Here is a 25,658-nt window from a genome sequence, read left to right as displayed (position 1 = left end):
CCTCATGGACGGCGCTTGAGCAGTCGCTTGCGCCGATGATCCCAGGCTACGCGGTCCGGGTTAAGGCAAATTGTCGAAACGACGAAGGACGGGCCTTCCACCGGCCCGTCCCAGAGACGGTCATTCTTCCTGCCGCGTCAACACGTCGTAAGCATGACGTGTTTCAGGGCTTTCAGCTCCGGCTCGGCTTGCCGGGCTTCGCCATCGAGGCTGTCGGGCCGGCATCCCAGCCCTTCGGCGGCGGGGTGACTTCGTTGGCGGCGGTGTCGAGCACTTTCGGCTTCCAGCCCGTCGCCCGGGCCTTGGCGGCGGCGAGCTCTTCCGGCTTCAGGCGTTGGGCGACTTCGTCGCGCTTGCGGGCGGCGTCCTCGTCGCCCTGCACGGCCGCGATCGCGAACCAGACATAGGACTGCGCCAGGTCGGCCGGCGCGCCGAGCCCGCGGCCGAGCAGCACGGCGAGATTGTACTGGCTGTCGCGCACGCCGAGCTCGGCCGCTTTCGCAAACCAGGTGTTCGCGGTGGCATAATCCGGCTTGCCGGCGGCACCCTCGGCATAGAGCACCGCGAGGTTGTGCATCGCCTTGGCGTTGCCGCGCTCGGCGGCGCGCTGATACCAGATCCGGGCGAGGGGCAGGTCGCGCGGAGCTCCCACGCCCTTCTCGAACATGTTGCCGAGGCGGAACTGTGCCGGCGCGAGCCCCGCGACGGCCGCCCGCTCGAACAGGCGCAGGGCGAGCTTGGGGTCGCGCGAGCCGGTGGGGCCGTCGGCGGCGCGTGTCGCGAGTTCGTAGACGGCGCGTGCGTCGCCATCGAGCGCGGCCTTGCGCAGCCCGGCGCTGCCCAGCCCGGTCGGCAGATCGCCGAGGCCGGTCACGGCCTGCACCGGCTCGGAGGCGGGCAGCGTGGCGCTGGCCGTTTCCGGCGTCGCCTGCGCCGGTTCCGTGGCGGCGGATACGGTCGCCGGAGCCGGGGCGGCGGGGGCATTGCCCGCATCCGCGTTGATGGCGCCGTTCGCATTCGCGGCGGGCGATGAGAGAGCGAGCGAGGACTGGTCCTTGGAGGGAGCCTGTTCCGCCGGTGCTGGCGGCGACAATGCCGCCGCTGTTTCCGGCAGGGCGGCCGGGGGAGCGAGCAGGTTCTGGCTCTCGTTGCTGGCCGTCTTCGTATCCTTGCCGCCCAGCGAGCTGGTGACGACCTGGGCGGTTCCCAGCGCGAGGATCACCGCGGCGAGGCCGAGCAGGAGGGGGCGCTTGCGCTTCTCCATGATCTCGCGCAGCCGGCCTGGGCTCTTCGCGGCGGGTTCGGCCGCCGTGGTGGGCGCGGTCGCGGCGGCTTCGCTGGCGGCCTTGGCCGAGCGGCGCGCGGCGGCGATCAGGCTCTGGCGAACCGATTGCGCATCCTGGCCGGCATTGGCGGTCGCCTCGGGGCGGGGGCGGCCGGAGCCCGGCTCGAGCGGCAGGTCGAAGGCCGCGCTCGGCATGGCGAGGGTCGGCTCGGTGCGCTGGGGCGCCTCGCCGGCAACCGGCCGGTCCTGAGCGGCGGGAGCCGCGACGAGCGGCTCGCGAGACGTCGAGAAGCGCCTGGTCGGCTCCTGGCGCGTCGCCGGCTCCTGGGCCCGCGGCGCGGCTGGCCGGCCGGAAGCGCCATGGCGCTCCGCCAGCAATTCGCCTTCGAGGTTCGACAGGCGGCCCATGATCGCTTCGAGCGTCTGGTTGAGGGCGCCGAGCGCGTCATGCGTCTGCCGTTCCGAGGAGATCTGGGTGTCCCGCATGCCGGAAACCAGGCCGGAGAGCTCGACGATGCCCTTGCCCGGCGTCACCGCGCTGGTGGCCTGCACGAGCGCGGCGCGCTCGGCTGCCGTTTCCTCCCGCATCGAGCGCAGATGCACGACCAGATCCTGCAGCGTCCGCTCGATGCCGCTCTCGGCGTGGCGGGTCGCGGCCGCCTCGTCGAGCCGGGCGGCGATCCCCGAGATCTGCTGCTCGAGCGCCTCGAAGGACTCCGAATTCGCTTCAGGCGCGCCAGCTTCGTCGATCTTCTCGGCGAGGTGGCGCAGCATGTCTTCGATCGGCTTGAGAGCAGCCGGCACGCGCCCGTCCGCGCCCTCGGTCATGCGGACAAGCTCGCTCGAGGCCGCGAGGCTCTCGATGCGCCCGGCCAGGGCTTCGATCTGGCGCGTGACGGCGACCGGGCTGTTCTCGGCGAGCCGCTCGACATGCTGCTGGAGCAGGTCGAGGCGATGGTCGATCTGGTTATCGGGGCGACGCTCGGCGATTTCGTCGAAACGCTGCGACAGCCGGTCGATCTGGCCTGCCAGCGCCGAGAGCGGCCCCAGCTCGAACTCGCGCGGGCGGCCCGAAAGCACGGCGCTGCGCACATCCTCGATGGCCGAGGACAGGTTGCGCATCTCGCGCATGTCGGGTTCGATCTCGCGCAGCCGGCTGATTTCGAAGCCGAGCGAGGCGATCTGCTGCGAGAGCTCTTCCAGCCGGTGGTCGTTGCCGTTCTGCGCGACCAGCTCGCGCAGTTCGGCGATATCGCGCGCCAGCGGCGTCGGATCGATGCCGCCAGCCGATGCGAGCGCGTCGATCTTGTTCGCCAGATGCGCGATCTCTCGCTGGACATGCTGGTAGCCACCGCCCGAGCGATCCTGCGACAGGCGTGAAACCTCCGCCTCGAGGCGGGCCAGCGGCTTCAGCACCGGTTCGAAATGATCGCGGCCGGCGAGCCTGTCGAGGCGCTCGCCGAGAGCGGCGATCTTGGTCTCGATCGTATGGGCGAGATCGCTGCCGAAGGGGGCTGCGGGCCGCTGCTGCGGCGCGGCCGCGCGCCGCGCATCCGGCGAGAGGCGTGCGCTGAGGTCGCGCAGATCCTCGCGCAGCGCCGAGATGCGGTCCTGCGAAGCTTGAGCCGGCCGAGGCGCCTCGCTCTCGTCGCGATCGAGCAGGCGCTGGCGCGTGCGGATATCGGTGACGGCGGCGGCGAGTCCGTCGCGGCTGAACGCAAGCCGGGGAGAGCGATCCTCGCCGGCCTGCTGCCGGGGCTCGACGGCGCGGCGCTCGATCTCGACGATCCGCTCGCCGATCGACTTGATGGCCTCGGCGATGACGCTGGTCGCCCGCTCCTGGCGTTCGGCGGCCGTCCGCTCGCCCGAGGACAGGCGGTCCTCGGTCTTCTCGATCCAGCGCGTGATCGAATCGAGCGCCCCGGCGGTGCGTGCGCTCGTCTCGCGCGTCAGCCTCTCGGTCGCCGCCGCCTGGCGGAGCAGGACGTCGATCTCATTGCGCGAGGGCTGAGGGGTCGGTGCGCGCGCGGCGGTTTCGGTCTGCGTCTGGGAGAGCCGTGCGAGCCGCTCCGAGAGGGCGGCGATATCGAGCTGCTCCGGCGGCGCCGTGGCGGCCATCGCCGGCTGCGCCTCCTCGCTCTCGTCGCGAATCTTGTGATCGAGCCATTCGCCCAAGGTCATGCCGGCGCGGCGAGCCGCCGCCTTAGCCGCATCGCGCGTCCTCGGGTCGACCCCCTTGACGCTCCAGGGCAAGCTGTTCGCCATGATTGTGCTCGCCTCCAGGGCCCGTTGTTAACGAAGGCGCAGCTCCCTGACGCCGCCGCTTCCGCTCGATCCGGCGATCCGTGAAAAGAACGTTGACGAAGTCGCAACGCCGGTCCGCGCCCCTGAGATTTCGCCGGCATGGTAAACAGCGGGTTAAGAATTCCGACCGATCCGTTAATTTTTTCCGAAGCGCCGCTTTTCTGCCGCCTTGTCGGGGTTCGTATAACCGTAACTTACCCCACCCTGGGGGCGTATTACCTGACGCTAGGGGAGGGGGTGCCGTAAGAAGACATCTCAGCAAGGCGATGCCGCCAGTATGTGCCGGTACCGCCGTCCATCTTTCAAGGAATGAATGCTCATGTCGCGCCAAAGCTCAGCTATGGCGGGTTCCTCGATTCATGAGACCCGCGCTGACAATGTCCCGGTCGCGGATTCCGATGCCGGGGGCTTCACCATCAGCGATCTCGCCCGTGATTTCGGCGTGACGCTGCGAACCCTGCGCTTCTACGAATCCCGCGGCCTGCTTGCGCCGGCCCGCTCGGGCATGATGCGCATCTATTCGGCGCGTGATCGTGCCCGGCTCGCGCTCATCCTCAAGGGCAAGCAGCTCGGCTTCACCCTGGTCGAGATTCGCGCCATGCTTGCCAATGAGGAGAAGAAGGCGGGCTCGGCGGGCAAGTCGGCCTCGGTCGGCGGCCTGCATCTCAGCCGCGATCAGATCGTCGAGCAGCTCGAGCTGCTGCGCAGCCAGCGCGCCGAGATCGAGGACGCCATCAAGGAGCTCGAGGGCTCGCTCACCCGGCTCAGCGCCGCCTGAGACCGCACCGCGTCGGGCCGAATCCGGTTTCCGGCGAAAAGCGCGGGGTCACCTCCCGTCTCCGGATGGATGCGCGACGCTCTGTCCCAGAACCCCGGCTTTGCCGGGGTTTTTTATTGCCTTGCCATCGAACGGTCACGCGCGGGAGGACAAATTCGCCGGACACCCATTGCATGCCGGGTGAGATTGTTTATATGTGAACTATCTTGAAGCGGTGCACCCATGAGCGCCGCCGCGCGAGGTGAGGGAGGACCACAATGCCGGTCTACAAGGCGCCCGTCGACGATACGCTTTTCCTGCTCAACGACGTTTTCAATATCGAGCGCTATAACAACCTGCCGGGCTTCGCCGACGCGTCCTCGGACGTGATCGAGGCCGTGCTCGGCGAGGGCGCCAAGCTCTGCGAGGAAGTGCTCCAGCCGATCAACTATTCCGGCGACCAGGAGGGCTGCACCCGCCACCCAGACGGCCGCGTCACCACGCCGAAGGGCTTCAAGGAGGCTTATGAGGCCTATGCCGGCGGCGGCTGGATCGGCCTTGCCATGGACCCGGAATATGGCGGCCAGGGCCTGCCCTACACGCTCGGCGCCGTGATGAACGAATATGCCTCGGCCGCGAACATGGCCTTCGCCATGTATCCGGGCCTGACCATGGGCGCGATCGCCGCGCTCTATGTCCACGGCTCCGACGAGATCAAGCGCACCTATCTGCCGAAGATGATCGACGGCACCTGGTCGGGCACCATGAACCTGACCGAGCCGCATTGCGGCACCGATCTCGGCCTGCTCAAGACCAAGGCCGTGCCGAACGGCGACGGCTCCTACGCCATCTCCGGCACCAAGATCTTCATCTCGGCCGGCGAGCAGGACATCACCGGGAACATCATCCACCTCGTGCTCGCCCGCATCGAGGGCGCGCCGGCCGGCGTGAAGGGCATCTCGCTCTTCGTCGTGCCGCGCAACAAGCTGGGTGCGGACGGCTCGGTCGGCGCCAATAACGGCGTGTCCTGCGGCTCGATCGAGCACAAGATGGGCATCCACGGCAATGCGACCTGCGTGATGAATTACGACGGCGCGCAGGGCTGGCTGGTCGGCGAGGAGAATCGCGGCCTCAACGCCATGTTCGTGATGATGAACGAGGCCCGCCTCGGCGTCGCGATCCAGGGGCTCGCCCAGTCCGAGGTCGCCTATCAGAACGCTGTCGCCTACGCCAAGGAGCGCCTGCAGGGCCGCGCGCTGACCGGCGCCAAGGAGCCCGCCAAGCCGGCCGACCCGATCATCGTCCACCCCGACGTGCGCCGCACGCTGATGTCGATCAAGGCCTTCAACGAGGCCGCCCGCGCTTTCGTGCTCTGGAACGCGCTGAAATCCGACATCGCCCATCGCTCCGGCGACGCGGCCGAGCGTCAGGCGGCCGACGACCAACTCGGCCTGATGACCCCGGTACTCAAGGGCGTGCTCACCGATATCGGCTTCGACAACGCCGTGAAGGCGCAGCAGATGTTCGGCGGCCATGGCTATATCGCCGAGACCGGCGTCGAGCAGTTCGTCCGCGATGCCCGCATCGCGATGATCTACGAGGGCGCCAACGGCGTGCAGGCCATGGATCTCGTCGGCCGCAAGCTCGGCCGCGACGGCGGCCGCGGCATCATGGCCTTCTTCAACGAGGTCGGTGGCTTCCTCAAGGAAAATGCCGAGGACGAGGCGCTGAAGCCCCTGCTCGGGCCGCTCCAGGTCTCGCTCGGCCATCTCCAGCAGGCGGCGATGTGGTTCATGAACAACGCGCTCGCCAAGCCGGACAATGCCGGCGCCGGCGCCAGCGATTTCATGCACCTGCTCGGCCTGGTCTCGCTCGGCTACATGTGGGTGAAGATGGCCAAGGCCGCGCAGGAGAAGCTCAAGGCCGGTGCCGACGAGCGGATGAGTGCCAAGCTCGTCACCGCCCGCTTCTTCATGGAGCGCACCTTGCCCGAGACTGCCGCCCATCTGGCGCGCATCACCTCCGGCGCGGACACGACCATGGCGCTCAGCGTCGAGCAGTTCTGACGAAAACGCCGTCATGCCCGGGCTTGACCCGGGCATCTCTTGCAGAACCCGCTGGATGACGAGATGGTCGGGTCAAGCCCGACCATGACGTCCGGCACCAGAACGCGCCGTCCGACGGCGCCCCGGGAGGCCACCAAATGGCAGACGCATTCATCTACGACCACGTCCGCACGCCGCGCGGCAAGGGCAAGGCCGACGGTTCGCTCCACGAGGTCACGGCGATCGAGCTCGGCACGCAGGCGCTGCGCGCCATCAAGGAGCGCAACGACCTCGATCCGCTCCTCGTCGAGGACGTCGTCTTGGGCTGCGTCGATCCGGTCGGCGAGGCTGCGGCGGACATCGCCCGCACCGTCGCGCTCAAGGCCGGCTACGGCAAGGAAGTGCCGGGCGTGCAGATCAACCGCTTCTGCGCCTCGGGCCTCGACGCGGTGAACCTCGCCGCCGCCCAGGTCATGTCCGGCCAGAAAGAGATGGCGATCGGCGGCGGCGTCGAATCCATGTCCCGCGTCGGCATGGGCGCCTCCGGCTTCGGCATCGCGGTTGATCCCAGCGTCGCCATCGACACCTATTTCATGCCGCAGGGCATCTCGGCCGATTTGATCGCGACGAAATACGGCTTCTCGCGCGACGATGTCGATGCTTTCGCCGTGCGCTCGCACCAGCGCGCCGCCAAGGCCTGGAAGGAAGGCCGCTTCAAGAAATCGGTCATCCCCGTCACCGACGTCAACGGCCTCGTCATCCTCGACCATGACGAGACGATCCGCCCCGACGCCAACATGCAGGCGCTGGCCGCGCTGAAGGCCTCCTTCGTCCAGATGGGCGAGATGGGCGGCTTCGATGCGGTCGGGACCGCCGCGCATCCCGATGTCGAGTTCATCAACCACGTCCATCATGCCGGCAACTCGTCCGGCATCGTCGATGGCGCGGCGGCTGTGCTCGTCGGTTCGAAGCGGGCCGGCAAGGCGGCAGGCCTCAAGCCCCGCGCCCGCATCAAGGCCTTCGCGACCGTCGGTTCCGACCTCGCGCTGATGCTGACCGGTCCGATCGACGTGACCCAGCTCGTGCTGAAGAAGGCCGGCATGACCATGAAGGACATCGACCTCTTCGAATTGAACGAGGCTTTCTCCTCCGTGGTGCTGCGCTACCAGCAGGCGCTCGACATCGACGACGCCATCCTGAACGTCAATGGCGGCGCCATCGCCATGGGCCACCCGCTTGGCGCGACCGGCGCGATGGTGCTGGGCACCGTGCTCGACGAGCTGGAGCGGCAGGACAAGCAGACCGCGCTGGTGACGCTCTGCGTCGCCGTCGGCATGGGCGTCGCCACCATCATCGAACGCGTCTGAGCGGAAGGGCAGGGAGAGACATCATGAACCTCACCAATTTCCGCTTCGAGACCGACGCTGACGGCATCGCTGTCGCGACCTGGGACATGCCCGGCCGCTCGATGAACGTCATCACCCCCGAGGTGATGGAAGAGCTCAACCAGATCGTCGACAAGGTCGCGGGCGATGAAGCCATCAAGGGCTGCGTCATCACCTCCGGCAAGGAGAGCTTCTCCGGCGGCGCCGACCTCACCATGCTCCAGGGCCTGCGCGACCTCTATGTGAAGCTCGCCAAGGAGAAGGGCGAGGCGGTCGCGATGCAGAGCTTCTTCGACGAGAGCCGCAAGCTCTCGCTGCTCTATCGCAAGCTCGAAACCTGCGGAAAGCCGTTTGCCGCCGCGATCCACGGGGTCTGCCTCGGCGGCGCCTTCGAGCTCTCGCTCTCCTGCCAGTACCGCGTCGTCTCGGACGATGCCTCGACCCGCGTCGGCCTGCCCGAGATCAAGGTCGGGCTGTTTCCGGGCGCCGGCGGTACCCAGCGCGTTTCACGCCTGATGCAGACCGGCGACGCGCTCCAGATGATGTTCAAGGGCGAGCAGGTGAAGGCGCTCCCGGCGCGCAATTCCGGCCTCGTCCATGCGGTCGCAGCCCGCGCCGACATCGTCCAGAACGCCAAGGACTGGCTCAAGGCCAATCCGCAGGCGACGCAACCTTGGGATCAGAAGGGCTTCAAGCTGCCTTCCAACAAGGTGCACTCGCCGGCCGGCATGCAGATCTGGCCGCCGGCCAATGCGATCTATCGCCGCGAGACCAACGACAACTACCCGGCGGCGCGGGCCATCCTCTCGGCGGTCTACGAGGGCCTGCAGTTGCCCATCGATCTCGGCCTCAAGGTCGAGAGCCGCTACTTCGCCAAGATCCTCCGGACGAAGGAGGCGGCCTCGATGATCCGCTCGCTCTTCGTCTCAATGCAGGAGCTCAACAAGGGCGCCCGCCGCCCGGCCGACGTGCCGCCGTCGAAGCTCAAGAAGGTCGGCGTCATCGGCGCGGGCTTCATGGGCGCCGGCATCGCCTACGTGACGGCGCAGGCGGGGCTGGAGGTCGTCCTGGTCGATAAGGACGTCGAGGCGGCCGAGAAGGGCAAGGCCTATTCGCACAAGCTGGTTTCCGACCAGATCATGAAGGGCCGTGCCAAGACCGCCGATCGCGACGCGCTGCTCGGCCGCATCAAGGCTTCCGCCGACTATGCCGATCTCAAGGGCTGCGACCTGATCGTCGAGGCGGTCTTCGAGGACCCGAAGGTCAAGGCCGAGGTCATTGCCAAGGTCGAGGCGGTCGTCGGACCGCGCACGATCTTCGGCTCCAACACCTCGACCCTGCCGATCACCGGCCTCGCCGAGACCAGCCAGCGCCCGAAGAACTTCATCGGCATCCATTTCTTCTCGCCGGTCGAGAAGATGCTGCTGGTCGAGGTCATCATGGCCAAGAAGACCGGCAAGAAGGCGCTCGCCATGGCGCTGGACTATGTCCGCGCCATCAAGAAGACGCCGATCGTCGTCAACGACACCCGCGGCTTCTACGCCAATCGCTGCGTCGGCAACTACATCCGCGAAGGCCACCTGATGCTGATGGAAGGCGTGCCGCCGGCCATGATCGAGGCCGCCGGCAAGCAGGCCGGCATGCCGGTCGGCCCGCTCTCGCTCAATGACGAGGTCGCCGTCGATCTGGCCTGGAAGGTGCTGAAGGCGACCAAGGCCCAGCTCGGCGAGGGCGCCGTCGATCCGGCACAGGAGAAGCTGCTCGCCGACATGGTCGAGAAGCATGGGCGGCTGGGCCGCAAGAACCGCAAGGGCTTCTATGACTATCCGGAAGGCGGGCAGAAGCGGCTCTGGCCGGGGCTCGCCGAGCTCGTCGGCAAGCGCCTCGATCCCGAGAGCGTCGACATGGAGGAGCTGAAGCACCGCCTCCTGGTGACGCAGGCGCTGGAAGCCGCCAAGACCTATGAGGAAGGCGTCGTCACCGATCCGCGCGAGGCCGATGTCGGCTCGATCATCGGCTTCGGCTTCGCGCCTTACTCGGGCGGCACGCTGTCCTATATCGACAATATGGGGGCGGCGACCTTCGTGAAGCTCTGCGAGAAGCTGGCCAAGAGCCATGGCGAGCGCTTCAAGCCGAACCGCCTGCTGAAGCGCATGGCCAAGACCGGCGAGAGCTTCTACGGCACGGCCGAGACGAAGGCGGCCTGAGCCTTAGGGCTCAGTTCGCCAGCCTTGTGCGCAGCAGCGCCACGAGCCAGTCCGCGAAGACCTGCAGCCGGCGCGACAGGTGCCGGCGGTGGGGATAGAGCAGGGTCATCGGCATCGGCGCAGCCCGGTGCCGGGGCATCACCTCGACGAGATCGCCCGCAGCGAGATGCTCGGCCACATCATAGGCCGGGATCTGGATCAGGCCGAGCCCGGCGAGGCAGCAGGCGATATAGGCCTCCGCGCTGTTGACGGTGACGCGGCCCGGCAGGGGGCGGTCGTGCAGCGCGCCATTCTCCAGCCATTCCCAAGGCTCGATCCGCCCCGTCGACGGCGAGGCGTAGTTGACGGCCTTATGCCCATCGAGTTCGCCGGGATGCCCGGGCACGCCATGCGCCGCGAGATAGCCGGGGCTGGCGACATTGATCAGCGGCAACTCCCCGACCGAGCGCGCGATCAAACCTGAATCGCTCAACGCGCCGACGCGCAGCACGCAATCGATGCCGTCCTCGATCAGATTGCTCGCCCGGTCGGTGACGCTGAGATCGATGTCGATCTCGGGATAGCGGGTGAGAAAATCCGGCAGGGCGGGCGCGATGATCAGGCGCCCGATGCGGCCGGGCACGTCGATCCTGAGCCGCCCGGCAGGGCGCGCGGCGCTGTGGCGGAACAGCGCCTCGGTTTCCTCGACATCGGCGACGAGCCGGGCGCAATGCTCGTAGAAGGCCGCGCCGTCCTGCGTGGCGGAGACGCGCCGCGTCGTGCGCTGGAGCAGCCTTGTGCCGATCCGTTGCTCCAGTGCCGCGACCGCCGCCGAGACCGAGGAGCGCGGCAGCCCGAGCGCCTTGGCCGCCTGGGTGAAGCTCTCGCACTCGACGACGCGGGCATAGATGCGGAAGAGGTCGATGCGGTCCAAATCGGCGCTCCAGATTGTTCGGAAATTCTGACTAGTGATGTCCTGATCAAAATCTTTATATCTGATTTTTGGACGATATTTTGTCGCCATCGATTGCAGCGAACAGGAGCATGCGATGGCCGATCACGGCATCAAGGGTAAGACGGTTCTGATCGCCGGCGGCGCCAAGAATCTGGGCGGCCTGCTGGCGAAGGACCTGGCGGCGCAGGGCGCAAAGGCGGTCGCCATTCATTACAACAGCGCTCCGGTCAAGGCCGAAGCCGAGAAGACGATGGCCGCGATCAAGGCTGCGGGTGCGCAAGCCTATGCTTTCCAGGCCGACCTGACCTCGGCGGCAGCGATGGAGAAGCTCTTTGCCGACGCCAAGGCGGCGATGGGCGCGATCGACATCGCCGTGAACACCGTCGGCAAGGTGCTGAAGAAGCCGATGGTCGAGATCAGCGAGGCCGAGTTCGACGAGATGAGCGCGGTCAACTCGAAGACGGCGTTCTTCTTCCTCAAGGAAGCCGGCAAGCATGTCAGCGACAACGGCAAGGTCTGCACGCTGGTGACCTCGCTGCTCGGCGCCTTCACGCCGTTCTATGCGAGCTATGCCGGCACCAAGGCGCCGGTGGAGCACTATACCCGCGCGGCTTCCAAGGAATTCGGCGCGCGCGGCATCTCGGTGACCGCGATCGGGCCGGGCCCGATGGACACGTCGTTCTTCTATCCCGCGGAAGGCGCCGATGCGGTCGCCTATCACAAGAGCGCGGCGGCGCTCTCGCCCTTCTCGAAGACGGGGCTGACCGACATTCAGGACATCGTGCCCTGGCTGCGCTTCCTCGTCTCGGACGGCTGGTGGATGACCGGCCAGACGATCCTGGTGAACGGCGGCTACACGACGAAGTGAGTGTGTCGTTGATGCAGCCGCAGGCCGATGAAGCGGCTGTCGTCGTTCGGTCGCATGATGCGCTTCCCGATAACATCGGGAAGCGGTTTGTTGGTTGGCGCCGGTTCCGGGAAGGTCGGAAACGCGACTGCACGCAAGAAGTCGGAATGAGCATATGCCGTCCAGGCCGATCCTGAACTTTCCCGACCCGCGTCTGCGGGTGGCGGCGGCGTCCGTCACGCGTTTCGATGCCGACCTGCGGGAATTGGCGGCGGACCTGCTCGACACGATGCGAGAGGCGCCCGGCATCGGCATCACCGCGCCGCATGTCGGCGTGCTCTTGCGGCTGGTGGTGCTGGAGCTGACGCCGGGCGATGTCCGGACCTACGTCAATCCCGTGCTGGACAATGTCTCGCGCGAGACCATCCGCCATGTCGAGGGCAGCGTCTCGATGCCGGGTGTGACCGACGAGCTGGAGCGCCATGCTCATGTCCGCGTGCGCTACCGCGATCTCGACGGCGTCGAACATGTCGAGGACGCGGACGGGCTGCTCGCCGTCTGCCATCAGCACGAGATCGACCAGCTCGATGGCCTCTTCTGGATCGACCGCCTGTCGCGGCTCAAGCGCGACAGGCTGATTGCGCGCTACAACAAGCTGCGGCGCGGCTGAGCGCAGGTGAGCTTTGCCTGCCTTCGCCCGGCTGGAGTGCGGGCGTCGTAAGCTCGCAGTATCTGTATCTGTTTTCGACGGTGAGGAGCAGGCATATGCATATGGCGATGGTGATCGGCGGCGGCGTGGTGCTGCTGGGCCTGTTCCTGCTCTTCGGAAAGCTGTGGGGCGGGGCTGAGCCGGATTATGCTCTCGCTGCCAAGCTTTTCGTGCCGGTCTGGCTTGCCGTGGCGTTGCTCAACATGTGGGTCGGCGTCGCCAAGGCGGGCTACTCCGTGCGCGCGGAATTGCCGATCCTTGTCCTGGTCTTCGCCGTGCCGGCCTTGCTCGCTCTGCTGGTCGCCTGGCGCGTCGCGCGCTGACAGATGCGTGAAGGGCCGCCTCCCCGGGGAGGCGGCCCTTGGCGTTATGCCGCTGGAAATACTGGCGCGCGTGCTCGCCGCTTCAGTTCGCGACCGACCGGATCACCCGGCGCAGCTTGCCGATCAGCTCCTCGACCTGCGACTCCGTGATGATCAGCGGCGGCGAGAAGGCGATGGTGTCGGCCGCGGTGCGGATCATCAGCCCTTCCTCGTGGAAGCCGCGCTCGATCGCCTCGTAGCCGCGCTTGCCGGCGCCCTCCGCCCGTGGCGCGAGATCGACGGCGCCGACCATGCCGAGCGTGCGGATGTCGACGACGTTCGGCTCACCCTTCAGGCTCATCACCGCATCGGCCCAGGCGCCTTCCATGGCGCGGGCGCGCTCGAACAGCCCCTCGTCGCGATAGATGTCGAGCGAGGCGAGCGCGGCGGCCGCCGCCAGCGGATGGCCGGAATAGGTGTAGCCGTGGAACAGCTCGATGACATTGTCCGGGCCGCCCATGAAGGCGTCGTAGATGTGCTTGCGCACGATCACGCCGCCCATCGGCACGGTGCCGGAGGTCACGCCCTTGGCGAAGGTGATCATGTCGGGGATCACGCCATAGCGCTCGGCCGCGAAGGCGAAGCCGAGGCGGCCGAAGCCCGTGATGACCTCGTCGAAGATCAAGAGGATGCCGTGCTTGTCGCAGATCTCGCGCAGGCGCTTGAGATAACCCTTCGGCGGCGGCAGCGCGCCCGTCGAGCCCGCCATCGGCTCGACGATCACCGCGGCGATGGTCGAGGCGTCGTGCAGCGCGACGATGCGCTCAAGATCATCGGCGAAATGCGCGCCGTAGTCCGGCTCGCCCTTGCTGAAGGCCTGCTTCTCGCGGTCATAGGTATGGGCGAGATGGTCGACGCCGGTGAGCAGCGAGCCGAAGAACTTGCGGTTGTTCGACATGCCGCCGACCGAGATGCCGCCGAAGCCGACGCCGTGATAGCCGCGCTCGCGGCCGATGAGGCGGGTCTTGGCGGCCTTGCCCGAGACGTTCCAATAGGCCAGCGCGATCTTGAGCGCCGAATCCGCGGCCTCCGAGCCCGAGCCGGCGAAGAAGACATGGTCGAGATCGCCCGGCGCCAGCGCCGCGATGCGGGCAGCGGCGGCGAAGACCTTGGGATGGCCGTACTGGAAGGAGGGAGCGTAGTCGAGGTCGCGCGCCTGGGCCTGGATCGCCTGGATGATCGGCTCGCGCGCATGGCCGGCATTGCAGCACCACAGGCCCGCCGTGCCGTCCATGACCGGCTTGTTCTCCGGCGTGTAGTAGAACATGCCCTCGGCGCGGGAGACCATGCGCGGGTTCTTCTTGAACGACCGGTTCGCCGTGAACGGCATCCAATAGGCTTCGAGATCGTTCGGCGTGGCGATCGGCGACGAGGCAGCGGTCATCGGGGCATCCTGTGGATTAACGTTCGTTCAACCTAGCAGGTCGATGCAGGGTGTAAATCGCCGCCGAGCGAGGCATGAGTGCGGGCCGCGACATGGCTGCCGCAGCCCGATTTGTCGGATGACGTTAGGTCGTCGATAGCGTAGCTTACCCTCTGGGGCATGAACTGAACGGACCCCGATGGGCGATAGTGTCGAGGACAACGAACGGCTGGATGAGCAGGCCGTCGCGTCGATTCGCGCTGGCCTCGCCCGCATCCTTGCGTCGGATGTCTTCAGCGCCGCGCCGCAACTCTCCGCTTTCCTGAGCTTCGTCGTCGAGCGGGCGGTCGAAGGCCGGCGCGCCGAGCTGAAGGGCTACACCATTGCCGTCGAGGCACTCGGCCGCCCGGCGGATTTCGATCCGCAGGCCGATCCGATCGTGCGCGTCGAGGCCGGCCGCCTGCGCCGCGCCTTGACCCAGTACTATGCCGGAGAGGGACAGGACGATCCGGTGCGGATGACCATGCCGGTCGGCGGCTATGCCCCGGTCTTCGCCTTTGTCGAGCCGGGCGATCGCCTCGGGCCGGAGCCGTTCGTTCCTCCGGGCGGCCCGGTCGACGGACAGGATATGCGCGCGGACATCGCTGAGCGGGACGCGGCGGCCCGGCGCTGGCTCCTCGTGGCCCTGGCGGTGCTCGCCTGCGCGCTCCTCGCGCTTCTCGTCTGGTATCTGGAGCCGTTCGGCGAGACGCCGCAAAGCAATCTGGTGACGCAGACCAGCCGCCCGGCGGACACCTCCCCGCCGGAGGTGGCGCGTGACCGTTCGACCGCGCCCTCGGCCCAGCTCGTCTCGGTCGCGATCGTCATCCCGCGCGTGCCGACCGACCCCAAGCTCGCCGAGGCGGTCCGCCGTGTCGCGGAAGTGCTCGTGGACGTGACGGCGCGCTTCGACGATCTCCTTGTGATCAAGGCGCCGGCTCCCGGAGCGCCGCCGCCCGAAGGGGTGGATTACGTCTTCGAGATCAGCATTCTCTCGACCGAGGGGGCACTGGAGGGCTTCGGCCGGCTGCGCGCCGCCAAGGACGGCCGGATCGTCTGGACGGCCTCGTCGAGCCGGCCTGTCGGCGAATTGTTGCAGGATCAGGATCTGGTGGATCTCGCCCGGCGCGTCGGAACGCGGCTGGCCGAGCCTTTCGGTGTCATTCATGCCGATTTCCGGCAGAATTCATCCGCGCCGGCGATGCAGTGCATCTTCCAGGCCTTCGATTACCGTCGCTTCATGACGCCTGAGAAGCGGGTCGCGGCCCGCACCTGCCTGGAGCAGCTGGTCGAGCGGGACCCCGGATTTTATCCCGCCTGGGCGCAGTTCGCGCTGCTCATGGCTGGCGAATATGCCGCGGCCCCCGATGCCGGCCGGAGTGCCTCGCTCGACCGGGCGATGGCGGCGACCCTGACCGCGATCAGGCTGGCGCCCTCCGGGGCCCGTGCCCAGCAGGCGATGATGGAGATCCTGTTCCTGCGTGGCAGTGCCGCCGACGCGATCAGGGCCGGCCGCGAGGCCGTGAATCGGAATCCCTACGATCCGGACATCATGGCCACTCTCGGCTCGCTCTATGTCCGTCTCAACCGTCCCGCCGAGGGCCTGCCCTTGTTGGAGCGCGCCATTGAGATCAGCGCCGGGCGTCCCCCCTGGTATGATTTCTATGCCTTCCTGGCGGCCTATCTGACCGGCGCCAGGCGCCTGTCGGAAACCTATTCGGCGGTTCTGGAAGCGGATGGCACGCCGTTCAGTTTGCTGGGGCAGGCTTTGCAGGCGAGCATGAGCGGCGATTCCACCCGGCGCGACTTCGCCTTGAGCGAACTTGCGAGGCGCTCTCCGCTCTTCGGAAGCGATCCTCGCCTTTATCTGGCGCGCAGGGGCTTCAGCGAGGACGTGACACAGCGGATCGTCGGCGATCTCGGCATCGCCGGGCGCTAGAGCATTTTCGAGCGAAGTCCGGGCGAGAGGCGATGAATCGAGCGGTATCGCTCGCGTGTCTGCCTGTCGGGAGGTACTCTACCGCGCAGCGTTGTGATTCGTTTCCACCCCCGATCAACCCCTCGACGCGCGAGCGCTGCCTTGGCTCCTGTGCGCCTGAAAGCCCTGCATCCCCTCGCCGGTGCCGTGACCGGTGTTTCGGCTGGCGCCATCGTCGCCATCCTGATGCCGGGAGCATTGGGGCCGGCATTGGGCCTGATCGCAGCCGGTGCGGGGCTGGCGACGAGCCTCTGGGCCCTGGAACGACGCAATCTGGGCCAGCGCGAATTGCTCCTGGCCGGGCTCGGCGAGGTCAAGGTCCGGCTCGCGACCAACGCCATCCGGATCGATGCGCTGTCCCAGCGTGTCGAGCAGATGCCCATGCGTGACGTCGATGCCGCGCCGGCCCGCGCTGCCATCAACGAGCTGACCGCCGAGGTCGGCCTGCTCGGTGATCTCATTCACCAGGTCGCGACGACGCTCGCCGACCATGACGACAAGCTCGCGAAGCTGCCGGCGGCGCCCGTGCAGGCACCGGCGCCGGCCAGGGCCTCCGCACCGGAGGTCCGCATCGACCCCGAGGCCGCGCGGCGCGAGCACGCCGAAAAGTTGGCAGCGGAGCGTGCCGCGGCGGCCAGGGCCGCGCAGGAGGAGGCCGAGGCGGAGCGCGCGGGCATCATCAGCGCCGCCCTGCGCGAGGGGCGGATCGAGGTGCATCTGCAGCCGATCGTCTCGCTGCCGCAGCGCCGGACCCGTGGCTATGAGGCGGTGGTCGGCTTGCGCATCGACGAGAACACGCTGCTGCTGCCGCATGAATTCCTGGAGATCGTCGAGGAGCGCGGCTTCGGGCCGACGCTGGACGCGCTCGTCCTCACGCGAGCCCTGGCGATCGCCCGTCACCTCGCTTCGAGGGACGGCGACATCTTCGTGACCTGCAACTTCAGCTCCGCGACCTGGGGGGCTTCGCGGGCGCTGGCGGCGTTGACCCGCATCCTCGACAAATATCGCGAGCACAGCAGCCGCCTCGTCATCGAGATGCCGCAGGCGGTCTTCCGCGCGCTCGATCCGACGAGCCTTGGCCTGCTCGGCGCGATGTCGGCCAGCGGCGTGCGCTTCGCGCTCGATCAGGTCGCGGATCTGCGCTTCGATCCGCAGGCCCTGTTCGATCGCGGCGTGCGTTTCATCAAGGTCAGGGCGGCGCTCCTCCAGGTTCATGCCGAAGGGCGCGTCGCGAGCGACATCGCGGCCGGCGATCTCGCCGCCATGCTCGCCCGTGCCTCGATCACGCTGGTTGCGGAAACCGTCGAGGACAATCCGATGGCGGCGGACATGATCGAGCTCGGTATCGCGATGGGGCAGGGCAATGCCTTTTCGCCGCCGCGCCCGGTGAAGCCGGAGGTCTTCGCCGAGCCTGCGCCCGAATCCGCAGCCGCTGCCCGGACCGAACCCGCGCCGCCGCCGCCCCGGCCCTCCGCCGAGGTGCTGGGCTATCCGCAGCCTGCCGCCGCACCGGCGGAGGACGCGCCGCGGCGGCCTGAGCGGCTGCCCTTCCGTGCCGTGCTGCGCCGCGCCAGCGCCTGAGCCGCCACGCACCGCGAAGAATGGCGGACGCAGGGTTCCACCCCGCGCGAATACCGTCTAGAGCGTGGCGCGCCGCTACCTCGCCTCATCCGTAGGAGAATGACTGTGCCGATGACGGGCTCCGAACCGGTTGCCGCCCTTTCGGGGTTTTCCGAGATCGCCGATCGTTTCGATCTCTGCTTCTGCGATGTCTGGGGCGTCGTCCATAACGGCGTCGCCGCCTTTCCGGAAGCGATCGAGGCCCTGACGCGGATGCGCGAACGCGGCACCAGCGTCGTCCTCATCACCAATGCGCCGCGCCCGCGGGATGCGATCATCCGCCAGCTCGACGGCTTCGGCGTGCCGCGCGCCGCCTGGGATGCGATCGTCACCTCGGGCGATGTCTGCCGCGCGCTGATCGGCGCGCGCGCCGGCCAGCCGATGTTCCGGCTCGGGCCCGACCGCGACCTGCCGCTGATCGCCGGGCTCGATGCGCCGGAGACCGGGCCCGACCAGGCTTCCTATGTGCTCTGCACCGGCCTCTTCGACGACGAGGCCGACACGCCTGCGACCTATGCCGACCTGCTCGCGGGTTTCGCGGCGCGCGATCTTCCCATGATCTGCGCCAATCCCGATCTGGTCGTCGAGCGCGGCGGCCATATCGTCCCCTGCGCGGGGGCGGTCGCGCTCGCCTATGAGGAGATCGGCGGCACGGTGACCTATGCCGGCAAGCCGCATAGGCCGATCTACGAGGTCGCGCTCGGGCTCGCCGAGGAGAAGCGCGGCGGGGCCGTCGCCCGCGACCGGATCTGCGCCATCGGCGATGCGATCCGCACCGATATCGCGGGAGCGGCCGCGTTTGGCGCCGCCGGCATCATGGTGCTGGCCGGCATCCATGCGCAGGATCTGATGCAGGTTTCGTGGGAGGAGCGTCACGGCTGGTTCGGCCGGCAGACGCACCGGCCCGACTACGCCATTCCGCACCTGGTCTGGTGAAACGGGCCGTCATTCCCAGGCGAAGCGAAGCTTCGAGCGGGGAGGCCCCGGCATCGTGCCTGGGCCGCGAGAGACCGGGGGGTCAGGCCGCCGAGCAGACGGACTCGATCTTCGTCTTCAGCGTCTGGGCGTTGAACGGCTTGACGATGTAGTTGCTGACGCCGGCCTTCTTGGCGGCGATGACGTTCTCGGTCTTCGATTCGGCGGTGACGATGATGAAGGGCGTCTCCGCCAGCTTCGCCTCCTCGCGCACGCGCTGCAGCAGCTCGAAGCCGCCCATCGGCTCCATGTTCCAGTCCGAGATGACGAGCCCGTATTGCTTGTCCCGCATCTTCGCGATGGCGGCCGAGCCGTCCGAGGCGTCGTCGACATTCTCGAAGCCGAGCTGCTTCAGCAGGTTGCGGATGATCCGGATCATGGTCTGATAATCGTCGACGACCAGGATCGGCATGGACGGGTCGAGCGCCATTGCAATGCTCCGGCACAGTGGTTTCGTGCCGGGACATACCGGCGACGCGCTGCCTTGGGAAGACAGCTCTGTTTCAGCGGTGATAGCCGGGGCGCGTTGCGAAGCGGTTAATCCGATCTCAGACAACCCGGCATTTTTGAGGCGGCGGAGCCGGCACCAAAGTCCAATTGCCGCAATGCTGCGAGTGCGAGATGGTTAGCATTCGCACAGGGAAAGGGGCGGCGATTGCGCCGCGTCGCACAAAGCTCATGACAGTACAGCCGGTGCCGGGCGGGCTCTACACCGTCCATGCCTTCGAGGATTTGGCGGTCGGCCAGAGCGAAAGCCTGATGCGGACCGTGATGGAGCGCGACATCGCGCTGTTCGCGGAGCTTTCCGGCGACGCCAACCCGATCCATCTCTGCGAGCAATTCGCCGCCAGCACCAAATTCGGCCAGCGCATCGCCCATGGCATGCTGACCGCGAGCCTGATCTCGGCCTTGCTCGGAACCCGGCTGCCGGGGCCGGGCGCGGTCTATCTGTCCCAGACCCTGACCTTCCTGTCTCCGGTGCGGATCGGCGATGTGGTGACCGCCCGCGTCGAGGTGGTCGAGCTTGTCTCCGAGCGCCGCCGGGCCCGGCTGTTCTGCGAGTGCCTCGTCGACGGCAAGCCCGTCATGGAAGGCGAGGCCTGGGTGGCCATGCCGCCGACGCCGAGGCGCTGACGGGAGCGGCGGCCGGCAGCTGCGGCGACGACCTGCGGGGCGACTTGCCGGCATGGCGACATCTCGTTCGCGCGCTTGACGCCCACCGGGCTTGGCCGCAAAGACGGTGACGACGCGGCTACGGCCGGGTGCTGGATTTTTGCGATCGATGACAACTGAAACCGAGGCGGCGCCGCGCGACGAGCCGGCGGCTCTGGTCCTCGACCTCGACAAGCAGCTCCCCGGCAGCCTGCGTGGCGCCGTGCTCGCGCTGGGCAATTTCGACGGCGTGCATCGCGGCCATGCCGAACTCGGGCGGACCGCCGCCGCGATGGCACACGGCCTTGGCACGCGGCCGGCCGCCTTCACCTTCGAGCCGCATCCGCGCAGCGTCTTCCGGCCGGACCAGCCGGTCTTCCGCCTGACGCCGCCGCAGCTCAAGGTCGAGTTGCTCGCCGCGATCGGCCTTCCCCGGACCTTTGTCCTGCCCTTCGATCTCGATACGGCGGCCATCCCGGCCGAGCGCTTCGTCGATGAGCTGCTCGTCGGCCGGCTCGGCGCTGCCGGCCTCGTCTGCGGCTATGATTTCCATTTCGGCAAGGGCCGCACCGGCTCGCCCGAGATGCTGCAGGCCCATGGACTCGCCGCCGGCATCCCCGTCACGGTCGTCCCGCCCTATTCCTGGCACGGCGAGCCTGTCTCCTCGACCCTGATTCGCGTGGCGCTGGAGGAGGGCGATGTCGCCCGTGCCGCCGAATTCCTCGGCCATCCCTGGTTCGTGCGCGGCCTCGTCTCCCATGGCGACAAGCGCGGCCGCGACCTCGGCTACCCCACCGCCAACATGCATCTGGCCCGCGATTGCAAGCTCCGCCACGGCATCTACGCGGTGCGGATAAGGATCGACGGCACCTGGCGTGACGGCGTCGCGAGCTTCGGCCGCCGCCCGACCTTCGACGACGGCGCGCCGCGGCTGGAGACCTTCGTCTTCGATTTCTCGGGCGACCTCTACGGCCGCCAGGTCGATGTCGCCTTCGTCGACTGGCTGCGCGGCGAAGCGAAATTCGACTCGCTCGAGGCCCTGATCGCGCAGATGGACGCCGACAGCGCCCGCGCACGCGACATCTTGGCGAAAACGCCGCCCTTCCTTCCGTAAGCCCCGCCTGCTCGATCGCCGCGCGCCCAATAGGGCGCGAAAAAGGCGCTCGATCAGGATGTCGATTGCATCGGATCGATTCCGAAAAGTGGATTCCACTTTTCGGTCCGATGCTATAGAAGCCCCCCATGCTCGCTGAACGCGCCCTGTCGATCGATTTGTCCCGGCGAATTACGGGCCCGGCTGCCGCCTCGCGCTGAACCAAGGCGCGGGCGCTTGCGCAGTCCGGGTTGAAGACCGCTTTTCCCGTTTCAAACGAGGATGCGCCGGAGCCCGATGAAGGGCCCGCCGTCCCGATGGCCCGAGCCGGAACATGACCGAACAGACGAAGACCGCCCAGCCTGCCGCAAGCGTCGATTATTCGCAGACGCTGTTCCTGCCCCAGACCGAGTTCCCGATGCGCGCGGGCCTGCCGCAGCGCGAGCCGGAGCTGCTCTCCCGCTGGGCGAGGATCGATCTCTATCGCAAGCTTCGTGAAGCCGGGCAGGGGCGCGACAGATTCGTGCTCCACGACGGGCCGCCCTATGCCAATGGCAACATCCATATCGGGCACGTGCTCAACAAGGTCCTGAAGGATCTCGTCACCCGCTCGCAGCAGATGCTCGGTCATGATTCCAACTACGTGCCGGGCTGGGACTGCCACGGCCTGCCGATCGAGTGGAAGATCGAGGAGCAGTATCGCGCCAAGGGCCTGAACAAGGACGACGTTGATGTCGTCGAGTTCCGCAAGGAATGCCGTGCCTTCGCCGAGAAATGGGTCGACATCCAGCGCGAGGAATTCAAGCGCCTCGGCGTCGAGGGCGACTGGGCCAACCCCTATCTGACGATGGCCTATCCGGCCGAGGCGCAGATCGCCCGCGAGATCATGAAGTTCGCCGAGACCGGCCAGCTCTATCGCGGCTCCAAGCCGGTGATGTGGTCGGTGGTCGAGAAGACCGCGCTCGCCGAGGCCGAGGTCGAGTATGAGGAGCATACGAGCGATACGGTCTATGCAGCCTTTCCGGTGCTGAACGCGCCGGCGCCGCTTGCCGGCGCCGCGATTGTCATCTGGACGACCACGCCCTGGACGATCCCCGGCAACCGCGCGATCGCCTATCACCACAAGGTCGCCTATGGTCTCTACAAGGTCACGGCGGCTGCCGAGAACAACTGGGCGAAGGTCGGCGCGACCTACATCCTCGCCAAGAACCTGGCCGAGAGCGTCTTCAAGGCGGCCAAGGTCGAGGCGTTCGAGCTGGTCGCGGATGTCCCGGCCGAGCAGCTTGCCGGTCTGACCGCCGCCCATCCCCTGCGCGGTCACGGCTATGATTTCGATGTCCCGCTCCTGGATGGCGACCACGTTACCGACGACGCCGGCACGGGCTTCGTCCACACCGCGCCGGGCCATGGCCGCGAGGACTTCGATGTCTGGACCGCGAATGGCCGCCAGCTTCACGAGCGCGGCATCGAGACCCGCATCCCCTACACCGTCGACGCCGATGGCCGTTTCACCAAGGAGGCTCCGGGCTTCGAGGGCGCGCAGGTCATCACCGACAAGGGCGAGAAGGGCAACGCCAACGATGTCGTCATCAAGGCGCTGGTCGAGGCCGGCAACATCGTCGCGCGCGGCCGCCTGAAGCATCAGTATCCGCATAGCTGGCGCTCGAAGAAGCCGGTCATCTTCCGCAACACGCCGCAATGGTTCATCGCCATGGACAAGCCGATCGGCGAGGCCGGCGTGCCGGACGCGGCCGATCCGAAGCCGGTTGCCGGCGGCAATGCCGACACGCTGCGCAACCGCGCGCTGAAGGCGATCAAGCAGACCGAATGGGTGCCCGCCGCCGGCGAGAACCGCATCAACGGCATGATCGCCAACCGGCCTGACTGGGTGGTTTCGCGCCAGCGCGCCTGGGGCGTGCCGATCACCGTCTTCGTCGAGAAGGAGAGCAAGGACATCCTTGTCGACCCGGCCGTCAACGCCGCCATCGCCGAGGCCTTCGAGGCCGAGGGCGCCGACGCCTGGTTCACCGACACGGACGGCGCCCGCTTCCTCAAGCCCTTCGGCTACGATCCGGCGAAATACGAGCGCGTCACCGACGTGCTCGACGTCTGGTTCGATTCCGGCTCGACCCATGCCTTCACCCTGGAGAAGCGCGCCGACCTCAAGACCCATCGCATCGTCGATGGCGGCAAGGACCGGGTGATGTATCTTGAAGGCTCGGACCAGCATCGCGGCTGGTTCCATTCGAGCCTGCTGGAAAGCTGCGGCACGCGCGGCCGCGCGCCCTTCGACATTGTCCTCACCCATGGCTTCTGCCTGGACGAGAAGGGCGAGAAGATGTCGAAGTCGAAGGGCAACGTCACCGCGCCGCAGGACATCATCAAGGACTCCGGCGCCGACATCCTGCGCCTGTGGGTCGCGGCGGCCGATTATTCCGACGATCTGCGCATCGGCAAGGAGATCCTCAAGACCTTCGTCGAGACCTATCGCAAGCTGCGCAACACCATGCGCTGGATGCTCGGCACGCTCGCCCATTTCAGCGAGGAGATCCGCGTCGTCGAGCCGCAGACCATGCCGGAGCTGGAGCGGCTGATGCTGCACCGCCTCGCCGAGCTCGGCCCGCAGGTCGAGGAAGCCTACCGCACCTACGACTACAAGAAGGTCGTGTTCCTGCTCTCGCAGTTCATGAACACCGAGCTCTCGGCCTTCTATTTCGACGTGCGCAAGGACGCGCTCTACTGCGATCCCCGGTCGAGCCATGTCCGCCGCAGCGCGCTGACCGTGGTCGACCATCTTTTCCGCTGCCTGACGACCTGGCTCGCGCCGATCCTGGTCTTCACCGCCGAGGAAGCCTGGCTTGAGCGCTATCCCGACACCAAGGCGCAGGACGGCTCGGTGCATCTGGAGCTCTTCGCCGAGGCGCCGGCGGGCTGGCTCGATCCCGAACTCGCCGAGCGCTGGTCCAAGATCCGCCGCGTCCGCCGCGTCGTCACCGGCGCGCTGGAGCTGGAGCGCGCCGCCAAGCGCATCGGCTCCTCGCTGGAGGCTGCGCCGCAGGTCTTCGTTGCGGATGCCGATCTCTATGCGGCGCTCTCCGGCGTCGACCTCGCCGAAGTCAGCATCACCTCGGACATCCGCATCGAGAGCGGGGAGGGGCCGGCGGAGGCCTTCCGTCTCGCCGAGGTGCCGGGCGTCGCGGTCGTGCCGCATCGCGCCGAGGGCATCAAATGCGCCCGCTCCTGGAAGTATTTCGATCCCGCGACGGCCGATCCGGCCTATCCCGAGGTGACGCCGCGCGACGCCAAGGCGCTCAAGGAACTCGGGGTGCGCGCCTGATGACGTCCGCCCGCCGCCTCGGCCTGCTCACGGTCCTGATCATCTTCATTTCGGATCAGCTCCTGAAATGCTGGCTGCTCTACGGCGTCGGGCTGGCGGAGAACGGCCCGTTCGACCTCGCCCCGTTCCTGACGATCGTGCTCGCCTGGAATCGCGGCATCTCCTACGGGCTCTTCCAGCAGGGCACGGATCTCGGACGCTGGCTCCTGGTGGCGATCTCCTTCGTCGCCGCGATCTGGCTCTGGCGCTGGATGTGGCGGACTGAAAGCCGCTTCACCGTCTTCAGCCTGGCGCTGATCATCGGCGGCGCACTCGGCAATGGGCTCGACCGGGCCTGGTACGGGGCGGTCGTCGATTTCGTCCATCTCCACTGGGGCAATTTCAGCTGGTATATCTTCAACATCGCCGATGTCGCGATCGTTGTCGGCGTGCTGGGTCTCCTGTATGAGTCCTTCCGGCCGGCTGGGGAAAAGACGGCTTGACGACGATTTCGCCATCCTTTCGCCGTTCGTCTGTGGTTGAGGCGAGGGTGAGATTGTCCAAAGGGAGATATGACATGGCGCAACGCATCCGCGTGACGCATCTGCTGCTCGCCGGCGGGCTTGTGCTTGCGGCCCAGCCTGCCCTCGCTCAGGAAGGCATGCTGTTCAAGAACCTGCTGGAAGGTGTCGTCGGCGGCAAGGGGCCGGGCGACGACATCGACTATCGCGAGCGCGCCCCGCTCGTGGTGCCGCCGAACTCCGCCTTGCCGCGTCCGCAGGACGCCGGGAGCGCCCGCAACGCCGCCTGGCCGACCGATCCCGATGTCGAGCGCCGCAGGAACGCGAAGAACGTCACCCCCTATGTGCTGACCGAGAAGGCGCGCAACAACCCGATGCTGTCGCAGGAAGAACTGCGCAAGGGCCGCACCTCGGCGCGCGGTCCGCAGCAGCCGGAGATCCGTGAGGGCGACAACAGCAACTACGACAACCAGATCAAGCCGATCCGGGTCGGCAAGGAGGTTGCCGCGCGGCGCGACCAGGCAGCCGAGGACAACCTCACCTATGGCAGCGAGCCGCAGCGCACCACGCTCATCGAGCCGCCGATGGGGTATCGCCGGCCTGCCGACACCGCCGTGCTCGGCCCCGGCCGCGGTGGCCCGGTCGAGGACAAGCAGGCCGTCGGCCAGCGCGAGTTCGTGACGGGCCAGGGCCCGGTGATGCAAATCCAGCCCGAATAGGCCGAGTTGCGGGATCGGCAGGGGACCCCTTGCCGAAACCGCATCGC

19 protein-coding genes are annotated in these 25,658 nt (G+C 67.6%); 15 read left to right on the top strand and 4 right to left on the bottom strand.

The features are described 5' to 3' along the window. Positions 1-172: 172 nt before the first annotated feature. On the bottom strand, positions 173-3,550 hold the full coding sequence (locus GGC47_RS03775; RefSeq protein WP_142020082.1) for an SEL1-like repeat protein: 3,378 nt from the start codon (positions 3,548-3,550) through the stop codon (positions 173-175). 379 nt (positions 3,551-3,929) lie between these two features. On the opposite strand from GGC47_RS03775, the gene GGC47_RS03770 reads away from it, so the two are divergent. The 4 genes from GGC47_RS03770 to GGC47_RS03755 all read left to right on the top strand — a co-directional run bounded on the left by GGC47_RS03770 (position 3,930) and on the right by GGC47_RS03755 (position 9,983). Next, the gene (locus GGC47_RS03770) at positions 3,930-4,367 is read left to right on the top strand and encodes a MerR family transcriptional regulator (RefSeq protein ID WP_142020084.1); all 438 of its coding nucleotides are present in this window, start codon (positions 3,930-3,932) and stop codon (positions 4,365-4,367) included. Positions 4,368-4,624: 257 nt separating this feature from the next. Beyond that, positions 4,625-6,412 carry an acyl-CoA dehydrogenase C-terminal domain-containing protein gene (locus GGC47_RS03765; protein WP_142020086.1) on the top strand — a complete coding sequence of 596 codons (1,788 nt, stop codon included), beginning with the start codon at positions 4,625-4,627 and terminating at the stop codon, positions 6,410-6,412. A 137-nt stretch (positions 6,413-6,549) separates the two neighbouring features. Continuing rightward, complete coding sequence (locus GGC47_RS03760; RefSeq protein WP_142020088.1) at positions 6,550-7,758, top strand: acetyl-CoA C-acetyltransferase; 1,209 nt, start codon at positions 6,550-6,552, stop codon at positions 7,756-7,758. Positions 7,759-7,781: 23 nt separating this feature from the next. Then, on the top strand, positions 7,782-9,983 hold the full coding sequence (locus GGC47_RS03755; RefSeq protein WP_142020090.1) for an FAD-dependent oxidoreductase: 2,202 nt from the start codon (positions 7,782-7,784) through the stop codon (positions 9,981-9,983). 10 nt (positions 9,984-9,993) lie between these two features. Here GGC47_RS03755 and GGC47_RS03750 read toward each other — a convergent pair whose 3' ends face one another. After that, the gene (locus GGC47_RS03750; RefSeq protein WP_142020092.1) at positions 9,994-10,896 is read right to left on the bottom strand and encodes a LysR family transcriptional regulator; all 903 of its coding nucleotides are present in this window, start codon (positions 10,894-10,896) and stop codon (positions 9,994-9,996) included. Positions 10,897-11,011: 115 nt separating this feature from the next. Here GGC47_RS03750 and GGC47_RS03745 point away from each other — a divergent pair, with 115 nt between their 5' ends. The 3 genes from GGC47_RS03745 (at position 11,012) to GGC47_RS03735 (ending at position 12,796) form a co-directional block, all read left to right on the top strand. Continuing rightward, positions 11,012-11,785 carry an SDR family oxidoreductase gene (locus GGC47_RS03745; protein ID WP_142020094.1) on the top strand — a complete coding sequence of 258 codons (774 nt, stop codon included), beginning with the start codon at positions 11,012-11,014 and terminating at the stop codon, positions 11,783-11,785. Positions 11,786-11,939: 154 nt separating this feature from the next. Continuing rightward, positions 11,940-12,434 (top strand): peptide deformylase, encoded by a 495-nt coding sequence (locus tag GGC47_RS03740; RefSeq protein ID WP_142020095.1) that lies wholly within the window; start codon positions 11,940-11,942, stop codon positions 12,432-12,434. 95 nt (positions 12,435-12,529) lie between these two features. Further along, the gene (locus GGC47_RS03735; RefSeq protein ID WP_113253945.1) at positions 12,530-12,796 is read left to right on the top strand and encodes a hypothetical protein; all 267 of its coding nucleotides are present in this window, start codon (positions 12,530-12,532) and stop codon (positions 12,794-12,796) included. 82 nt (positions 12,797-12,878) lie between these two features. Here the strand turns inward: GGC47_RS03735 and aptA are convergent, their stop codons facing one another. Continuing rightward, complete coding sequence (gene aptA / locus GGC47_RS03730) at positions 12,879-14,219, bottom strand: omega-aminotransferase AptA (protein ID WP_112762951.1); 1,341 nt, start codon at positions 14,217-14,219, stop codon at positions 12,879-12,881. A 178-nt stretch (positions 14,220-14,397) separates the two neighbouring features. On the opposite strand from aptA, the gene GGC47_RS03725 reads away from it, so the two are divergent. The 3 genes from GGC47_RS03725 (at position 14,398) to GGC47_RS03715 (ending at position 18,771) form a co-directional block, all read left to right on the top strand. After that, entirely contained in the window at positions 14,398-16,176 is a 1,779-nt protein-coding gene (locus GGC47_RS03725) for a tetratricopeptide repeat protein (RefSeq protein ID WP_142020097.1), read from the top strand. A 150-nt stretch (positions 16,177-16,326) separates the two neighbouring features. Beyond that, positions 16,327-17,796: an EAL domain-containing protein gene (locus tag GGC47_RS03720; RefSeq protein ID WP_370954824.1), complete on the top strand. Its 1,470-nt coding sequence runs from the start codon at positions 16,327-16,329 to the stop codon at positions 17,794-17,796. 111 nt (positions 17,797-17,907) lie between these two features. After that, positions 17,908-18,771 (top strand): TIGR01459 family HAD-type hydrolase, encoded by an 864-nt coding sequence (locus GGC47_RS03715; RefSeq protein WP_142020102.1) that lies wholly within the window; start codon positions 17,908-17,910, stop codon positions 18,769-18,771. Positions 18,772-18,853: 82 nt separating this feature from the next. Here the strand turns inward: GGC47_RS03715 and GGC47_RS03710 are convergent, their stop codons facing one another. Continuing rightward, positions 18,854-19,240, bottom strand: a complete 387-nt coding sequence (locus GGC47_RS03710; protein ID WP_038360830.1) for a response regulator — start codon at positions 19,238-19,240, stop codon at positions 18,854-18,856. A 248-nt stretch (positions 19,241-19,488) separates the two neighbouring features. On the opposite strand from GGC47_RS03710, the gene GGC47_RS03705 reads away from it, so the two are divergent. The 5 genes from GGC47_RS03705 to GGC47_RS03685 all read left to right on the top strand — a co-directional run bounded on the left by GGC47_RS03705 (position 19,489) and on the right by GGC47_RS03685 (position 25,611). Beyond that, positions 19,489-19,944: a MaoC family dehydratase gene (locus GGC47_RS03705; RefSeq protein WP_051987672.1), complete on the top strand. Its 456-nt coding sequence runs from the start codon at positions 19,489-19,491 to the stop codon at positions 19,942-19,944. Positions 19,945-20,092: 148 nt separating this feature from the next. Next, the gene (locus tag GGC47_RS03700) at positions 20,093-21,076 is read left to right on the top strand and encodes a bifunctional riboflavin kinase/FAD synthetase (protein WP_142020104.1); all 984 of its coding nucleotides are present in this window, start codon (positions 20,093-20,095) and stop codon (positions 21,074-21,076) included. 313 nt (positions 21,077-21,389) lie between these two features. Then, the gene (gene ileS / locus GGC47_RS03695; RefSeq protein ID WP_142020107.1) at positions 21,390-24,392 is read left to right on the top strand and encodes an isoleucine--tRNA ligase; all 3,003 of its coding nucleotides are present in this window, start codon (positions 21,390-21,392) and stop codon (positions 24,390-24,392) included. Further along, a complete protein-coding gene (gene lspA / locus GGC47_RS03690) occupies positions 24,392-24,874 on the top strand; it encodes a signal peptidase II (protein WP_038360833.1) in 483 nt (160 codons plus the stop codon). The genes ileS and lspA overlap by 1 nt, the downstream gene beginning before the upstream one ends. Positions 24,875-24,948: 74 nt before the next feature. Continuing rightward, entirely contained in the window at positions 24,949-25,611 is a 663-nt protein-coding gene (locus GGC47_RS03685; protein ID WP_038360834.1) for a hypothetical protein, read from the top strand. The last annotated feature ends 47 nt before the right edge of the window (positions 25,612-25,658 follow it).

The sequence above is a fragment of the Allobosea sp. OAE752 genome (genome assembly GCF_050433265.1).
GTDB classification, from domain to species: domain Bacteria; phylum Pseudomonadota; class Alphaproteobacteria; order Rhizobiales; family Beijerinckiaceae; genus Allobosea; species Allobosea spartocytisi.
Note: the sequence above shows the minus strand (reverse complement) of the source record. Positions and strands in the feature narration are given on the sequence as shown.

Bases quoted from the DNA above. Each gene is read 5' to 3' on its own strand.
- aptA (WP_112762951.1), bottom strand. From the start codon at position 14,219: ATGACCGCTGCCTCGTCGCCGATCGCCACGCCGAACGATCTCGAAGCC.
- GGC47_RS03710 (WP_038360830.1), bottom strand. From the start codon at position 19,240: ATGGCGCTCGACCCGTCCATGCCGATCCTGGTCGTCGACGATTATCAG.
- GGC47_RS03735 (WP_113253945.1), top strand. From the start codon at position 12,530: ATGCATATGGCGATGGTGATCGGCGGCGGCGTGGTGCTGCTGGGCCTG.
- GGC47_RS03775 (WP_142020082.1), bottom strand. From the start codon at position 3,550: ATGGCGAACAGCTTGCCCTGGAGCGTCAAGGGGGTCGACCCGAGGACG.
- GGC47_RS03725 (WP_142020097.1), top strand. From the start codon at position 14,398: ATGGGCGATAGTGTCGAGGACAACGAACGGCTGGATGAGCAGGCCGTC.
- GGC47_RS03700 (WP_142020104.1), top strand. From the start codon at position 20,093: ATGACAACTGAAACCGAGGCGGCGCCGCGCGACGAGCCGGCGGCTCTG.
- ileS (WP_142020107.1), top strand. From the start codon at position 21,390: ATGACCGAACAGACGAAGACCGCCCAGCCTGCCGCAAGCGTCGATTAT.
- GGC47_RS03705 (WP_051987672.1), top strand. From the start codon at position 19,489: ATGACAGTACAGCCGGTGCCGGGCGGGCTCTACACCGTCCATGCCTTC.
- GGC47_RS03770 (WP_142020084.1), top strand. From the start codon at position 3,930: ATGGCGGGTTCCTCGATTCATGAGACCCGCGCTGACAATGTCCCGGTC.
- lspA (WP_038360833.1), top strand. From the start codon at position 24,392: ATGACGTCCGCCCGCCGCCTCGGCCTGCTCACGGTCCTGATCATCTTC.
- GGC47_RS03745 (WP_142020094.1), top strand. From the start codon at position 11,012: ATGGCCGATCACGGCATCAAGGGTAAGACGGTTCTGATCGCCGGCGGC.
- GGC47_RS03760 (WP_142020088.1), top strand. From the start codon at position 6,550: ATGGCAGACGCATTCATCTACGACCACGTCCGCACGCCGCGCGGCAAG.
- GGC47_RS03685 (WP_038360834.1), top strand. From the start codon at position 24,949: ATGGCGCAACGCATCCGCGTGACGCATCTGCTGCTCGCCGGCGGGCTT.
- GGC47_RS03740 (WP_142020095.1), top strand. From the start codon at position 11,940: ATGCCGTCCAGGCCGATCCTGAACTTTCCCGACCCGCGTCTGCGGGTG.
- GGC47_RS03755 (WP_142020090.1), top strand. From the start codon at position 7,782: ATGAACCTCACCAATTTCCGCTTCGAGACCGACGCTGACGGCATCGCT.
- GGC47_RS03765 (WP_142020086.1), top strand. From the start codon at position 4,625: ATGCCGGTCTACAAGGCGCCCGTCGACGATACGCTTTTCCTGCTCAAC.
- GGC47_RS03715 (WP_142020102.1), top strand. From the start codon at position 17,908: ATGACGGGCTCCGAACCGGTTGCCGCCCTTTCGGGGTTTTCCGAGATC.